The organism is Streptomyces litmocidini, from assembly GCF_014649755.1.
Lineage (GTDB): Bacteria > Actinomycetota > Actinomycetes > Streptomycetales > Streptomycetaceae > Streptomyces > Streptomyces litmocidini.
Window position 1 is genome coordinate 34,725 of sequence record NZ_BMTQ01000026.1, and the last position, 13,137, is coordinate 47,861.

Consider the following 13,137-nt stretch of genomic DNA (forward strand, 5'->3'; position numbering starts at 1 on the left):
GGGCCGGGGCTCCTCCGCACCGCCCTCGCGGCATCGCGGGGGGCCTCAGCCCTCCCGCACCGCCCCCGCCAGTCCCGTCAGGAACTCGACCACGCCCGCCGGGCCCCGGACCGCGAGGTCCGCGCGGTCGGCCAGCTCCGGGACCTCGGTGGAACCGCTGCACACCAGGACGCCCGGGGTCCCGTCGGAGCGGAGCTTCTCGACCGCCGCGAAGGCCGGCAGGTCGCCCAGGTCGTCGCCCGCGTAGAGCACGGACCCGGCGCCCACCTCCCGCACGTACTTCGCGAGGGCCACGCCCTTGTCCATGCCCGGCGGCCGCAGCTCCAGGACCATGCGGCCGGGCTCCAGGACCAGGCCGTGGGCGACGGCCAGCTCGCCCAGCGGGCCCTTGAGGGCCTCGAAGGCGCCCTCCGGGTCCTGGGCGCGGCGGGTGTGGACCGCGACCGCGCGGCCCTTCTCCTCGATCCAGACGCCCGACCAGGCCCCGGCCCGGTCCAGGAAGCCGGGGAGCTCGGCGCGGACGGAGGCCACGCCGGGGTGCGGGGCGGCGGCCCGGACGGTGCCGGTGACCGCGTCCCAGCGTTCGGCGCCGTAGTGGCCGAGGACGACGAGGTGCTCCAGGCCGGGGACGCCGGCGAAGCCGCCGTACCGGACGGCGACCCCGGCGGGGCGGCCGGTCACGACGGCGACGGAGGCGACCCGGGGTGCGAGCGCGGCGAGGGCGGCCACGGCGCCGGGGTGGGCGCGGGCCTGCTCGGGGTCGGGGACGATGTCGGCGAGGGTGCCGTCGAAGTCGAGGGCGACGACGGCGTTCTCGGGCCGCGCGAGGAGCGCGGCCAGGCCGTCCCGGCCGGCGGGCGTGGTCGGGTGCTGAAGGCTGCTGACCATGCTCCGACCCTACCGAGGTACGGGAGCCACGTCAGCGTGGCCGGGGTCACCCCGGGGCGGGTCACCCTTCCCTGCGCCGCTGCTTCTCCTCGCGGGCCCGGCGCAGCCGGTTGACGGTCACGGGGTCGTGGGCCAGGGCGCGCGGGTCGTCGAGGAGCGCGTTGAGCAGCTGGTAGTAGCGGGTCGGGGAGAGTCCGAGCCGCTCGCGGACGGCCCGCTCCTTGGCGCCGGGACCGGGCCAGGAGCGGCGCTCGACGGCGAGGAGCGCCCGCTCGCGCTCCCCGAGCCCGCCCTCGCCGTCCGCCGTCTCTTCGGTCATACGACCAACCTATTACTCGGCCGCCTCCGCCGCCGTCGCCGCCCGGCCGATCCGGCCGAGGACGTCGGCGGGGCGGGCGCCGGGGGCGACGGCCCCGCCGATGTTCTGCTTGACGTCCTCGCTGACCTTGGCCCAGGAGGTCTTGCCGACCGGCGGGAGCTGTGCGGTGGGGAGGACCTTGAGGAAGACGCGCAGGTTGGCGTGGGCGGGGTCGGTCTCCATGCGGGTGGAGGCGGTGACGGTGACCGGCAGCAGGTCGTTGTCCCCGGCGAACTTCAGGACGTTCTCGTCGCTGAAGACGAAGTTCAGGAAGTCGCCGATCTCCTTGCGGTGGCCGTTCTGCCGGAAGCCCATGATCCAGTCGGCGACGCCCATGGCGGTCCTGGGCGGGCCGTCGACGCCGGGGAGGGGGACCTGCCCGACCTGGACGCCCTTCTTCGCGGCCTCCTTGAGGAGCGAGGGGTGGCCGTTGAGCATGCCGACGTCGCCGTTCGCGAAGGCGGCGAAGGCGGCCTTGCGGTTGAGTCTGCCGGGGGCGACCGGGCCGGTGAGGTCCTTGCCGACGAGGTTCTTGCGGAGCCACTCGAAGGTGCGGATGTTGGCGTCGGAGTCGACGGCGTAGCGGTCGGAGGCGTCGGTCCAGCCGCCGCCCCCGCTGAGCAGCCACATGAGGGCCTCGGCCTGGGCCTCCTCGGGGCCGAGGGGCAGCGCGAAGGGGGTGGGGACGCCCTTGGCCCTGAGCTTCTCGGCGGCCTCGACGAGCTCGTCCCAGGTGGTGGGGGCCTTGGCACCGGCCTCCTGGAAGAGGCCCTTGTTGTAGAAGAGCGGCCGGGTGGAGGCGACGAACGGCATGCCGTACTGGGTGCGCTTGTACTCGCCGGCCGCGACGAGGGGGCCGAGGAAGTTGGCCTGGACGGGTATGGAGAGGAGTTCGTCGGCGGCGTAGAGCTGTCCGGCGGCCGCGTAGTCGGCGTAGGCGCCGATCTGCGCGATGTCGGGGGCCTTGCCCGCCTCGACCATCTCGGCGACCTTGCGGTCGACGTCGTCCCAGGACTCGACCTGGACCTCGACCTTGACGCCGGGGTGCTTCGCCTCGAAGGCGGCGACGAGGTCGGCCCAGTACTTCTTGGTGGTGTCACCGCCGGTCAGGTCGTAGTCGGCGGCGACCAGCCGCAGGGTCACGTCGCCGGAGTCGCCGCCCAGGACGCCGCAGCCGGCGACCGTCGCGGTCAGTCCGAGGGCGGCGGCGGCCGCGGTCAGTCCAAGGAATCGTCGCCGCTCCACGGCTTCATCCACCTTTTGCTCGTCGTTGAGCTGCATGTTTGCTCGTCTTCGGGCCGCAAGTCTCTCCCGGGCACGGGCATGAGGTCTAGTCCACTCGGGTATCACTTCCGCAACTGCGGCGGGAGCATGACCGCATGACGGCCTTCGAATTTGTATCCGTACGCAACAATCCACGAAAGTGGACTAGACCTTTTGGGTCCTCTAGCGACACACTGTCCCCCGTGAGACACGTCATCGCCCTGGATGTGGGCGGCACCGGCATGAAGGCCGCCCTCGTCGGCGCGGACGGCGCCCTGCTGCACGAGGCCCGCCGCGCCACCGGGCGCGAGCGCGGCCCCGAGGCCGTGGTGGAGACCATCCTCGGCTTCGCCGAAGAGCTCCGCGCCCTCGGCCAGGAGCGCTACGGAGAGCCCGCCGCGGCCGCCGGAGTCGCCGTCCCCGGCATCGTCGACGCCGAGAACGGCATCGCCGTCTACGCCGCCAACCTCGGCTGGCGCGACGTTCCCATGCGCGAACTCCTCAGCCGCCGGCTCGACGGCGTCCCCGTCGCCCTCGGCCACGACGTCCGCACCGGCGGCCTCGCCGAAGGCCGCATCGGCGCGGGCAACGGCGCCGACCGCTTCCTCTTCGTCCCCCTCGGCACCGGCATCGCCGGAGCCATCGGCATCGGCGACCGCATCGAGGCCGGCGCCCACGGCTACGCCGGCGAGATCGGCCACATCGTCGTCCGCCCCGGCGGCACCGACTGCGGCTGCGGCCAGCGCGGCTGCCTGGAGCGGTACGCCTCCGCCTCCGCCGTCTCCCTCGCCTGGGCCGAGGCGAGCGGCGACCCCGACGCCGACGCCGCCGACTGCGCGAAGGCCGTCGAATCCGGCGACCCCACGGCCGCACGGGTCTGGCAGGCCGCCGTCGACGCCCTCGCCGACGGGCTCGTCACCGCGCTCACCCTCCTCGACCCCCGCACGCTCATCATCGGTGGCGGACTCGCCGAGGCCGGGGAAACCTTGTTCACGCCCCTCCGGGCCGCCGTGGAGGAACGCGTCACCTTCCAGAAGCTGCCCGCCATCGTCCCGGCGGCCCTCGGGGACACCGCCGGATGCCTGGGCGCGGGGCTCCTCGCCTGGGACCTTCTCGCCGCCCAGCGCCCCACCGACTCGGAGGTTTCCGCCTGATGGCCGATCACAAGGTTCTCGCCGGCGCGCACGTCGTGCTGCCCACCGGAACGGTCGAGAACGGACGCGTGATCGTCGACGGCGACCGCATCGCGGGCTCGGCTCCCGAGGGCGCCCCCACCGTCGACCTGACCGGCCACTGGCTCGTCCCCGGCTTCGTCGACATGCACAACCACGGCGGCGGCGGCGCCTCCTTCACCTCCGGCACCGTCGACGAGGTCCTCAAGGGCGTCCACACCCACCGCCTGCACGGCGCCACCACCGTCGTCGCCTCCTTCGTCACCGGCGAGACGGACTTCCTCGCCCGGCGCGCCGGACTGCTCTCCGAACTCGCCGAACAGGGCGACCTCGCCGGCCTCCACTTCGAGGGCCCCTTCATCTCCCCCTGCCGCAAGGGCGCCCACGACGAGACCCTGCTCCGCGACCCCGACCCGGCCGAGGTCCGCAAGCTGATCGACGCCGCCCGCGGCCAGGCCAGAATGGTCACCCTCGCCACCGAGCTGCCCGGCGGCCTCGACTCCGTGCGCCTCCTCGCCGAGCACGGCGTCATCGCCGCCATCGGCCACACCGACGCCACGTACGAGCAGACGCGGGCGGCCATCGACGCGGGCGCCACCGTCGCCACCCACCTCTACAACGCGATGCCCGCGCTCGGCCACCGCGCCCCCGGCCCGATCGCCGCCCTCCTGGAGGACGAGCGGATCACCGTCGAGCTCATCAACGACGGCACCCACCTCCACCCCGCCGCCCTGGAGCTCGCCTTCCACCACGCGGGACCCGAACGCGTCGCCTTCATCACCGACGCCATGGACGCCGCCGGCTTCGGCGACGGCCGCTACATGCTCGGCCCGCTCGCGGTCGACGTGAAGGACAGCGTCGCCCGTCTCGTCGAGGGCGGCTCCATCGCCGGCTCCACCCTCACCCTGGACCGCGCCTTCAAGCGCGCGGCGACCGTCGACGGCCTCCCCGTCGAAGCGGTCGTTCAGGCCATCTCCGCCAACCCGGCCCGCCTCCTCGGGATGTACGACCGCGTCGGCTCCCTGGAACCCGGCAAGGACGCCGACATCGTCGTCCTCGACGCCGGGTTCGAGCTCAGGGGCGTCATGCGCAAGGGCGAGTGGATCGTCGACCCGACGGCGGGCACAGCCGCCTGATCAGGTGTCACGCGCGAAGGCGGTCGGCCGCGGGGCTGGGCCAACCGCCTTTCCTTTGGCATGATCGGTGCCCGTCGGAACGCACGTTCCACAGGACTTCACACCGAGTACGGGGGGCGGACGGGTCGTGATCCTCACGGTCACCCTCAACACGGCACTGGACCTCACCTACCGGGTCCCCGCCCTCACCCCGCACGCCTCCCACCGGGTCACCCAGGTCATCGAGCGGCCCGGCGGCAAGGGACTCAACGTCGCCCGCGTCCTCGCCGCCCTCGGGTACGAGACGGTCGCCACCGGCTTCGCGGGCGGCGCCACCGGCGCGACCCTGCGGGACCAGCTCGCGTCGACGCCGGTCCGCGACGAACTCGTCGAGACCGCCGGACCCACCCGCCGCACGGTCGCCGTCGTCGACACCGCGAGCGGGGACACCACCCAGCTCAACGAACCGGGCCCGACCGTCACCGCCGCCGAATGGGCCGCCCTCCGCACCCGCTTCACGGCGCTCCTCGACGGAGCCCGCGCAGTCGCCCTCTGCGGCAGCCTCCCGCCGGGCATCCACGTCGGCGCGTACGCGGAACTCGTCCGCCTCGCCAGGACGGCCGGCGTCCCCGTCCTCCTGGACACCAGCGGCGAACCCCTGCGGCGCGGCATCGCCGCCCGCCCCGACCTGGTCAAGCCCAACGCCGACGAGCTGGCCCAGCTGACCGGCGCCCGCGAACCCCACCGGGCCACCCGCGACGCCCGCCGCCGGGGCGCCCGCGCGGTGGTCTCCTCGCTCGGCCCCGAGGGCCTGCTCGCCGCCACCCCCGAGGGCGTCTGGCGCGCGGCCCCGCCCGCCGCCGTGCGGGGCAACCCCACGGGCGCGGGCGACTCCGCCGTCGCCGGCCTCCTCTCGGGCCTGGTCGACGAGGCCGCCTGGCCCGACCGCCTCACCCGCGCGGTCGCCCTCTCGGCGGCGACGGTCCTCTCCCCGGTGGCCGGCGAGTTCGACCCGGCGGCGTACGAGGAACTGCTGACGCGGGTGAAGGTCGTCGAGGAGGCCCCGTAGGGCCCCGGTCCCGCGTCAGCTACCGGTGTGCCCGGCCTCCAGGTAGACCTGGTCGAGGATCGCTTCGCAGGAGTCCCCCGGCTCGCAGGAGATCTTGAGCGCGTTGGAACCCTTGTTCAGGTTCACGTAGGCGTACGTGTACGTCCAGCCCTTCTCCCAGTCGCCCTCGGCGGCCTTCGCGAAGTTGGACATGTTGACCTGGCGCGGCGTCTCGCCGTTGACCGTCAGGGACGTCTTGGCGTCCTTGCCGGGCACGCTGTACGTGATGCGGAGCGTGTACTCGCCGGTCTTCGGCACGTCGACCGACCAGCTCGCGGAGCTGCCGACGCCGCTCAGGGTCACGTAGGCGCCGTTCGTGCCCTTCGCGCCCTTCACACCGGTCCCCGTCGTCGCCGAACCGCCCAGCGTCAGCGTCGCCGCGTCCTGCTTGGGGAGCTCCTCCGGGGTCTTCTCGGCGCTCGGCTCCGTGCTCGGCGTCTCGGAGACCCGGGTGGGCGCGGTCGACGGGGTGTCGCCGCCGGCCCGGGAGCCCTCGTCGTTCTCCTTGCCCGCGTTCGTGATCAGGGCCGCCGCGATGCCGACCACCACGACCGCCACGACCGCGACCGCGCCGATCAGGAGGCCCTTGGTGTTGGGGCCCCGGCCCGAGCCGCCGCGCTGGGGCGGGACCGGGCGGGTCTGCGGCTGGGCGCCGTAGGTCTCGGGCGCGGCGTACTGCGCCTGCGGCCGGCCGTACGGGGACTGCTGCGGCGGCACGTACGCCTGCTGCTGGTGGTGGCCGTACTGGCGCTCGCCGACCGTTCTGACCTGGTTGTACGAGGTCCGGGGCACGCCCGGCTGGGCGGGGGCGGGGCCGGGGTAGCCGTAGCCGCCGCCCTGCGGGGGCCGGGCACCCGCTGCCTGGCCGTCCTCGTAGAGGTAGCCGAACGGATCGTCGTCCTCGGGCGTGTTCGCGCCGTCGTTTCCGGCAGCCATCCGGGTCATCCTCTCCATGCTCGCCAGCCGTCGCCGACCGGGCGAGCCTACCCCGAACGGACCAGCGCGCGGCTCAGCCCGCCCGCCGGTGGACCTTGGCGCGGGAGCGTTTCTCCACGTACATCCGCTGGTCCGCGGAGTTCAGGACCTCTTCCACGGTCATCCCGCACTCGGCCCAGCCGATGCCGAAACTCGCCCCGACGCGGACCGCCCGCCCGTCCACCCGGATCGGCGGGATGATCGCGTTGCGCAGGCGCACGGCCAGGTCGGCGGCGTCCGCCGCGCCGAGGCCGTCGGCGAGGACGACGAACTCGTCACCGCCGAGCCGGGCGACGGTGTCGCCGTCCCGCACGCCGGTGGTGAGCCGGCGCGCGACCTCGATGAGGACGGCGTCGCCGGTGTGGTGCCCGAAGCGGTCGTTGATCGACTTGAAGCCGTCGAGGTCGCAGAAGAGGACCGCGAGCCCCTTGGTCCCGTCGTCGGTCTCGCCTCCGGTGGGCGCGACGATGTGGACGTGGTGGTCGTACGGCCCGGAGCCGTCCGCCGGTTCGAAACCGAAGCCGTGCTCGTGTTCGTGCTCGTACGACTGCGGCTCGTAGCCGGAGTCGTACGCCGGATCGTGGCCGCCCTCGTGCTGTCCGGACTCGTACGGGCTCTCGTAGCCGCCGTCCCGCCGCGCCTCGTACCCGCCGCCGTACGCCGTCTCGACCCCCGGCGCCGAGGGACGCTCGCAGAGCCGGGCGGAGAGCCGGGAGCGCAGCTCGGCGCTGTTGGGGAGGCCGGTGAGGGCGTCGTGCGAGGCGCGGTGGGCGAGCTGGAGCTCGTGCCGCTTGCGCTCCTCGATGTCCTCGACGTGGGTGAGGAGGAAGCGGGGGCCGTCGGCGGTGTCGGCGACGACGGAGTTGCGGAGGGACACCCAGACGTAGGTGCCGTCGCGGCGCCCGAGCCGCAGCTCGGCCCGGCCGCCCTCGGCGGAGGTGCGGAGCAGGGTTCCGATGTCCTCGGGGTGGACGAGGTCGGCGAAGGAGTAGCGCCGCATGACGGAGGCGGGCCGGCCGAGGAGCCGGCACAGGGCGTCGTTGGTGCGGAGGAGCCGGCCGTGCTGGTCGCCGCCCATCTCGGCGATGGCCATGCCGGAGGGGGCGTACTCGAAGGCCTGCCGGAAGGACTCCTCGCTGGCCCGCAGGGCCTGCTGCTCGCGCTCCAGGCGGACCAGGGCGCGCTGCATGTTGGAGCGGAGGCGGGCGTTGCTGATGGCGATCGCCGACTGCGAGGCGTACATCTGGAGCGCCTCCTGGCCCCAGGGGCCGGGGTGCCGGCCGTTGCGCGGGCGGTCGACGGATATGACGCCGAGGAGTTCGCGGCCGGAGCCGGACGGGGCTCCTCCCGTGCGGGCGGAGCCGAGCGTGGGGGCGTACATCGGGGCGTAGAGACGGTCGTGCGGGTGCCACTCGTCCTCGAAGCGGGGCGCGGGGCCGTCGGTGTGCCACTGGGGGACGTCGTCCTCCATGAGGACCCAGCCCTCGGTGTGCGGGATGAACCGCAGGTCGCCCCAGGCGACGCCCATGGACAGGCGGCGGTCCCAGGAGGAGCGGGAGCCGACCCGGCCGGTGATCAGGGCCTCCGCCGCGGAGCTTCCGGCGAAGGCGGCGACGACGAGGTCACCGTCGGGGCGGACGAGGTTGACGCAGGCCAGCTCGTAGTTGAGGCCGGCGACCACGCCGTCGGCGACGGTCTGCAGGGTGTCCGCCAGGCTCCGGGCAGTGTTGAGGTCCGCCACGACCTGATGCAGCTGCCGCAGGGTCGAGAGACGGACGTAAGGCTCCGACTCGGTCTCCATCGCTCGCTCTCCCCGAGACCTCGACAGCAACTCCAGGGTTCTCATCGGCTTCGTACTGCACTGTCACCGCCACTGAATCACAGCGAGCTGCGCACCCGGTACACAGGGTCAGCAATTACTGCCCTCTGTGACTCAAGTCACAGGAGCCCCTGGCGGGTCCTCCCGGCCTCGGCATATGCCAGGACCTAGGTCCGGCGGCCGTGCCCGGCTGGTCCCCCGGCCCGATGCGGGACCCGGGGCCCCGGAGCTAGCGTGCGGGGGTGCTGCAGAAAAGCCCCGCCTCGCCCCCCGTGACCGATCTGGCCGTCCCGCATGCTGAGGGGGTGAGCAACGAAGAGTTCCGGGCGGCGATGTCCCGCCTCGCGGCGGGCGTGGTCCTGGTGACCGCGCACGACCCCGACGACGGCCCGCGCGGCGAGGACGTCGGCATGACGGCCACCGCCTTCATGTCGGTCTCCCTCGACCCGCCCCTGGTCCTCGTCAGCCTCCGCAACGGCTCCCGCATGGACGACCTCCTCGCCGACGTCCCGGTCTGGGCGGTGTCGATCCTCGCCGAGGACCAGCGGCACGTCGCCGGGCGCTTCGCGATGAAGAACCGGGTCAGCGACCGGCTCCTCTTCGCCGACCTGCCGTACGCGCGCGGCGAGGAGAGCGGCGCCCCGCTCGTCGACGGCGCGCTGTCGGTCCTGGAGTGCCGCACGGAGAGCCGCGTCGTGGCGGGCGACCACACGCTGGTGGTGGGCCGGGTCCTGACGGTCGGTCTGTCCTCGGGGGACGGCGGCCCCCTGACGTACTTCCAGGGGAAGTACCGCCGCCTGGGCTGAGGGACTCCGGGCCGAAGGCCCACGGCCGCGCCCGCAGGGTCGCGGGGTCGCGGCCGGGCAGGCCGGGGTCGCGGCCGCATCGGCCGGGCTCCGGGCCCCGGGCGCCGCGTCAGCTCCAGTCGCGGGACTGCCGGGTCCGCTTCGTCTCCGAACGCTGCTTCTTCTCGCGCAGCCGCCGCTCGTTGATCCCGCGCGGGATCTTCGTCGGCCGGCGGGGCTTCGGCGGCGGGGCCGTCGCCTCGGCGAGGAGCGCGGCCAGGCGGACCGCCGCCGTCTCGCGGTTGCGCCACTGGGAGCGGTGCTCCGACGCGCGGACCGTCACGACGCCGCCCACCAGGCGGGAGGCGAGGCGCTCCAGGGCGCGGGCCTTCCACACCTCGGGGAGGGCGTCGGTGGCCGCGAGGTCGAAGCGGAGCTCCACCTGCGAGTCGCTGGTGTTCACGTGCTGGCCGCCCGGCCCCGACGACCGCGAGAAACGCCACTGGAGCTCGGCCTCGGGCAGCGAGACGGAGCCGCGGATGGGGTAGGGACCGGACATGCCTCCCATGTTCCCCGGAGGGGGCCGCGGGAGTCATCCTGTTTTCGCCCCGGGGCCACCGGGAACCGCCGGAGGCGCGCACGCGTTTCTCCAGGCGACGACAGAACGATGAAAGGGACTTTCCATGGCTGTGAGCCTGTCCAAGGGCGGCAACGTCTCCCTGACCAAGGAGGCCCCGGGCCTCACCGCCGTCACCGTGGGCCTCGGCTGGGACGTCCGCACCACCACCGGCACCGACTTCGACCTGGACGCCTCCGCGATCGGCGTGGACGCCGCCGGACGGGTCGCCTCGGACGCCCACTTCGTCTTCTTCAACAACAAGTCGACGCCGGACCAGACCATCGTGCACACCGGTGACAACCGCACCGGCGAGGGCGGCGGCGACGACGAGCAGATCAACGTCAACCTCGCGGCCCTCCCGCCGAACGTCGACAAGATCGTCTTCCCGGTCTCCATCTACGACGCGGTGTCCCGCTCGCAGAACTTCGGCCAGGTGCGCAACGCGTACATCCGCATCGTGAACCAGGCCGGCGGCACCGAGATCGCCCGCTACGACCTCTCCGAGGACGCCGCCGTCGAGACGGCCATGATCTTCGGCGAGCTGTACCGCAACGGCGCCGAGTGGAAGTTCCGCGCCGTCGGCCAGGGCTACGCCTCGGGCCTGGAGGGCATCGCCCGCGACTTCGGCGTCAACCTCTGACGAAGCCGTCGCCTCTGACAGGCCCGTCGCCTTCTGACAGGCCCGTCGCCTTCTGACGGATCCGTCTTCCGTCGGCGGACCCGTCGTCCGCCGGCGGACCCGTCGTCCGTCGGCGGGCGCCACGCGCCGGTCGGGCCCCGGTGGAACGCGCGCCGGGGCCCTACCCTTCTCCACGTGATCGTCGAAGCCCTCCCGCGCACGGAAGCGCACGCCCTCCCCGGGCCGCTGCTCACCGAACTCACCGCGCTGCACGCGTCGAACCAGGAGTTCCACCAGCTCAGCGGCGACTTCCCCGACCCCGACGACATCCGGCCCGAGCAGGTCGCCGCCGCCCTCGCCGACGAACTCGCGCAGCCGACGGCCGAGGTGCTCCTCGCCCGCGCGGAGGGCCGGCTCGTCGCCGTGGCGATCACGCTCGGCCGCCACCCCGACCCGCTCCAGACCGACCCGTGGCTCGGCCTGCTGATGGTCCGCGCCGACGCGCGGCGCGCCGGATACGGCCGCCGGCTCGTCACGTACGTCGAGACCGGCTTCCGCGCCGAGGGCCGCACCGGGCTGCGGCTCGCCGTCCTGGAGAACAACCCGGAGGCGCTGGCCTTCTGGACCGCGCTGGGCTACGAGGAGACGGACCGGCGCCCGGACCTCGCCCACGGCCGCCCGTGCGTCGTGATGCGGAAGTCCTTGGTCCAGGTCCAGGACTTCCCCGGGGCCGGGGACTAGGGCTTCCCCGGCTTTCCGTCACCGTAGAGCCAGACGTCCCAGAGGGCGTCGAGGTCGCGGCCCGCCACGCTCTCCGCGTAGGCCGTGAAGTCGTCCGTGCCGGCGTTGGCGTGACGGTACTTCGCGGGCCAGCCGCGCAGGATCTCGTCGAAGACGCGGTCGCCGACCGTCTCGCGCAGCTTGTGCAGGACCATCGCGCCCCGCTGGTACACGGGCGGGTCGAAGAGGTTCTCGGCGGCGGGCGGGGCGGCCGGCGGGAAGGCCCAGTTCGCGTCCTGGGCGAAGGCCCGCTCGAAGCGGGTCCGCGCGGGCACGTGCTCGTACTCCTCCCCGTACAGCCACTCCGCGTACGTCGCGAAGCCCTCGTTCAGCCAGATGTCCCGCCAGCTCTTCGGCGTGACCGAGTCGCCGAACCACTGGTGCGCCTGCTCGTGGACGAAGGTCGTCCGGTCGAAGGAGCCGGCCGGGAAGAGGGGCCGGGTCTGGGTCTCCAGGGCGTAGTCGAGGCTCTCGTTCCCGGTGACGACGGCTCCGGCGGCGGAGAAGGGGTAGGGGCCGAAGCGTTTCACCTGGCGGGCGAGGATCACGGGGATCTCCTTCCGCAGCGCGGCGCTGCCCGCCGCGGCGGGGCGCTCGACGGCGGTGAGGACGGGCACGGCGCCGAGGGCGGTCGCCGTCCCCGTCTCGTACCGGCCGATCGCGACCGTCGCCAGGTAGCTCGCCATCGGCTCGGCCGTGTGCCACACGGTGGTGACGCGCCCGTCCGGCTCGGTGCGCCGCGCGGTCCTGACGCCGTTGGAGAGGCCTTCGACCCGGGCGGGGAGGGTGAGCACGAGGTCGTAGGAGGCCTTGTCGGAGGGGTGGTGGTTGCCGGGGAACCAGCTCATGGAGCCGGTGGGTTCGCCGACGGCGACCGCCCCGTCCGGCGTGCGCAGCCAGCCCTCCTCGGAGCCGTCGGCGTCCGTGATCGGCTCGGGCACGCCCGAATAGGTGACGGTGGCCCGGAACTCCGTCCCCGCGGGGAGCTCCTCGCGGGGACGGAGGGTCAGCTCGTTCCCGGCCCGGTTGTACGCGGCGGGGGCGCCGTCGACGGTCGCGCCGCGCACGGTGAGGCCGGCGAGGTCGAGGTTGAAGGCGCTGAGGTCCTGGGTGGCGCGGGCGGTGATCTCGGCGGTGCCGTCGAGGCGGCCGGAGGCGGGGTCGTAGGCGAGGGTGAGGCCGTAGTGCCCGACGTCGTAGCCGCCGTTGCCGAGCTTCGGGAAGTACGGGTCGCGCAGCCCGGCGGCCCCGGGGGTGCCCCGGACGCCGCTGGCGATGCCGGTGCAGCCGGGCGCGAGCAGCGCGAGGACCGCGGCGAGGGCGGCGACTGAGGTCCGGCTGCGTCGGGGCACGTACCGATCTTAAAAGGTCAAAAACGAAAAGGGCGGTGGCGCCCGGCGGGGGATCCGGGCGCCACCACCAGCCGGGGGGCGTTACTTCGCGAGCGAGGCGACACCGGCGCGGGCGAACTTCTCGTCGAGGTCGCCCGAGGGCGCGCCGGCCACGCCGATGCCCGCGACCGGGGCGCCCTTGGCGGTCACCGGGGCGCCGCCGGCGAGGAAGAGGGTGCCGGGGATGTCCTTCAGGGTCGGCGCGTCGGCGAGGCGGCCCGCGAGGACGGAGGTGGGGGCGTTCC

The 13,137-nt window shown here is 73.9% G+C and carries 14 protein-coding genes; 6 read left to right on the top strand and 8 right to left on the bottom strand.

All coding sequences use genetic code 11. The annotated features are described in order from the left end of the window. Positions 1–45 precede the first annotated feature (45 nt). The 3 genes from otsB to IE180_RS33955 all read right to left on the bottom strand — a co-directional run bounded on the left by otsB (position 46) and on the right by IE180_RS33955 (position 2,527). Entirely contained in the window at positions 46–888 is an 843-nt protein-coding gene (gene otsB / locus IE180_RS33945) for a trehalose-phosphatase (RefSeq protein ID WP_190160800.1), read from the bottom strand. 61 nt (positions 889–949) lie between these two features. Beyond that, the gene (locus IE180_RS33950; RefSeq protein ID WP_190160801.1) at positions 950–1,207 is read right to left on the bottom strand and encodes a DUF3263 domain-containing protein; all 258 of its coding nucleotides are present in this window, start codon (positions 1,205–1,207) and stop codon (positions 950–952) included. Between the two features lie 12 nt (positions 1,208–1,219). Beyond that, positions 1,220–2,527, bottom strand: coding sequence for an extracellular solute-binding protein (locus IE180_RS33955; protein WP_229861180.1), 1,308 nt, complete (start codon positions 2,525–2,527; stop codon positions 1,220–1,222). 185 nt (positions 2,528–2,712) lie between these two features. On the opposite strand from IE180_RS33955, the gene IE180_RS33960 reads away from it, so the two are divergent. The 3 genes from IE180_RS33960 to IE180_RS33970 all read left to right on the top strand — a co-directional run bounded on the left by IE180_RS33960 (position 2,713) and on the right by IE180_RS33970 (position 5,865). Further along, positions 2,713–3,663, top strand: coding sequence for an ROK family protein (locus IE180_RS33960; RefSeq protein WP_190160802.1), 951 nt, complete (start codon positions 2,713–2,715; stop codon positions 3,661–3,663). Then, positions 3,663–4,817 carry an N-acetylglucosamine-6-phosphate deacetylase gene (gene nagA / locus IE180_RS33965; RefSeq protein WP_190160803.1) on the top strand — a complete coding sequence of 385 codons (1,155 nt, stop codon included), beginning with the start codon at positions 3,663–3,665 and terminating at the stop codon, positions 4,815–4,817. The genes IE180_RS33960 and nagA overlap by 1 nt, the downstream gene beginning before the upstream one ends. 127 nt (positions 4,818–4,944) lie before the next feature. Further along, positions 4,945–5,865, top strand: coding sequence for a 1-phosphofructokinase family hexose kinase (locus tag IE180_RS33970; RefSeq protein WP_190160804.1), 921 nt, complete (start codon positions 4,945–4,947; stop codon positions 5,863–5,865). 15 nt (positions 5,866–5,880) lie between these two features. Here IE180_RS33970 and IE180_RS33975 read toward each other — a convergent pair whose 3' ends face one another. Both IE180_RS33975 and cdgB read right to left on the bottom strand, forming a co-directional pair. Next, positions 5,881–6,840 carry a CBM35 domain-containing protein gene (locus tag IE180_RS33975; protein WP_190160805.1) on the bottom strand — a complete coding sequence of 320 codons (960 nt, stop codon included), beginning with the start codon at positions 6,838–6,840 and terminating at the stop codon, positions 5,881–5,883. Positions 6,841–6,913: 73 nt separating this feature from the next. Continuing rightward, positions 6,914–8,680, bottom strand: a complete 1,767-nt coding sequence (gene cdgB, locus IE180_RS33980; protein ID WP_190160806.1) for a diguanylate cyclase CdgB — start codon at positions 8,678–8,680, stop codon at positions 6,914–6,916. 260 nt (positions 8,681–8,940) lie between these two features. Between cdgB and IE180_RS33985 the strand changes: the two genes are divergently transcribed. Further along, positions 8,941–9,504: a flavin reductase family protein gene (locus tag IE180_RS33985; RefSeq protein WP_190160807.1), complete on the top strand. Its 564-nt coding sequence runs from the start codon at positions 8,941–8,943 to the stop codon at positions 9,502–9,504. Positions 9,505–9,613: 109 nt separating this feature from the next. Here IE180_RS33985 and arfB read toward each other — a convergent pair whose 3' ends face one another. Continuing rightward, on the bottom strand, positions 9,614–10,051 hold the full coding sequence (gene arfB / locus IE180_RS33990) for an alternative ribosome rescue aminoacyl-tRNA hydrolase ArfB (RefSeq protein WP_177181677.1): 438 nt from the start codon (positions 10,049–10,051) through the stop codon (positions 9,614–9,616). A gap of 115 nt (positions 10,052–10,166) precedes the next feature. On the opposite strand from arfB, the gene IE180_RS33995 reads away from it, so the two are divergent. Then, entirely contained in the window at positions 10,167–10,742 is a 576-nt protein-coding gene (locus tag IE180_RS33995; RefSeq protein WP_190160808.1) for a TerD family protein, read from the top strand. 174 nt (positions 10,743–10,916) lie between these two features. After that, a complete protein-coding gene (locus IE180_RS34000; protein WP_190160809.1) occupies positions 10,917–11,462 on the top strand; it encodes a GNAT family N-acetyltransferase in 546 nt (181 codons plus the stop codon). Here IE180_RS34000 and IE180_RS34005 read toward each other — a convergent pair. Together IE180_RS34005 and IE180_RS34010 are read right to left on the bottom strand one after the other, a co-directional pair. Then, positions 11,459–12,853 carry a M1 family metallopeptidase gene (locus IE180_RS34005; protein ID WP_190160810.1) on the bottom strand — a complete coding sequence of 465 codons (1,395 nt, stop codon included), beginning with the start codon at positions 12,851–12,853 and terminating at the stop codon, positions 11,459–11,461. The two genes, IE180_RS34000 and IE180_RS34005, sit on opposite strands and share 4 nt — an antisense overlap. Before the next feature lie 81 nt (positions 12,854–12,934). Continuing rightward, on the bottom strand, positions 12,935–13,137 hold a 203-nt coding region (locus tag IE180_RS34010), incomplete at its 5' end, for a heme-binding protein (protein ID WP_190160811.1).

What these genes read in the sequence shown, in the direction of transcription:
- IE180_RS33995 (WP_190160808.1), top strand. Translation starts at nt 10,167, where the DNA reads ATGGCTGTGAGCCTGTCCAAGGGCGGCAACGTCTCCCTGACCAAGGAG.
- cdgB (WP_190160806.1), bottom strand. Translation starts at nt 8,680, where the DNA reads ATGGAGACCGAGTCGGAGCCTTACGTCCGTCTCTCGACCCTGCGGCAG.
- arfB (WP_177181677.1), bottom strand. Translation starts at nt 10,051, where the DNA reads ATGGGAGGCATGTCCGGTCCCTACCCCATCCGCGGCTCCGTCTCGCTG.
- IE180_RS33975 (WP_190160805.1), bottom strand. Translation starts at nt 6,840, where the DNA reads ATGGCTGCCGGAAACGACGGCGCGAACACGCCCGAGGACGACGATCCG.
- IE180_RS33955 (WP_229861180.1), bottom strand. Translation starts at nt 2,527, where the DNA reads ATGCAGCTCAACGACGAGCAAAAGGTGGATGAAGCCGTGGAGCGGCGA.
- nagA (WP_190160803.1), top strand. Translation starts at nt 3,663, where the DNA reads ATGGCCGATCACAAGGTTCTCGCCGGCGCGCACGTCGTGCTGCCCACC.
- IE180_RS33950 (WP_190160801.1), bottom strand. Translation starts at nt 1,207, where the DNA reads ATGACCGAAGAGACGGCGGACGGCGAGGGCGGGCTCGGGGAGCGCGAG.
- otsB (WP_190160800.1), bottom strand. Translation starts at nt 888, where the DNA reads ATGGTCAGCAGCCTTCAGCACCCGACCACGCCCGCCGGCCGGGACGGC.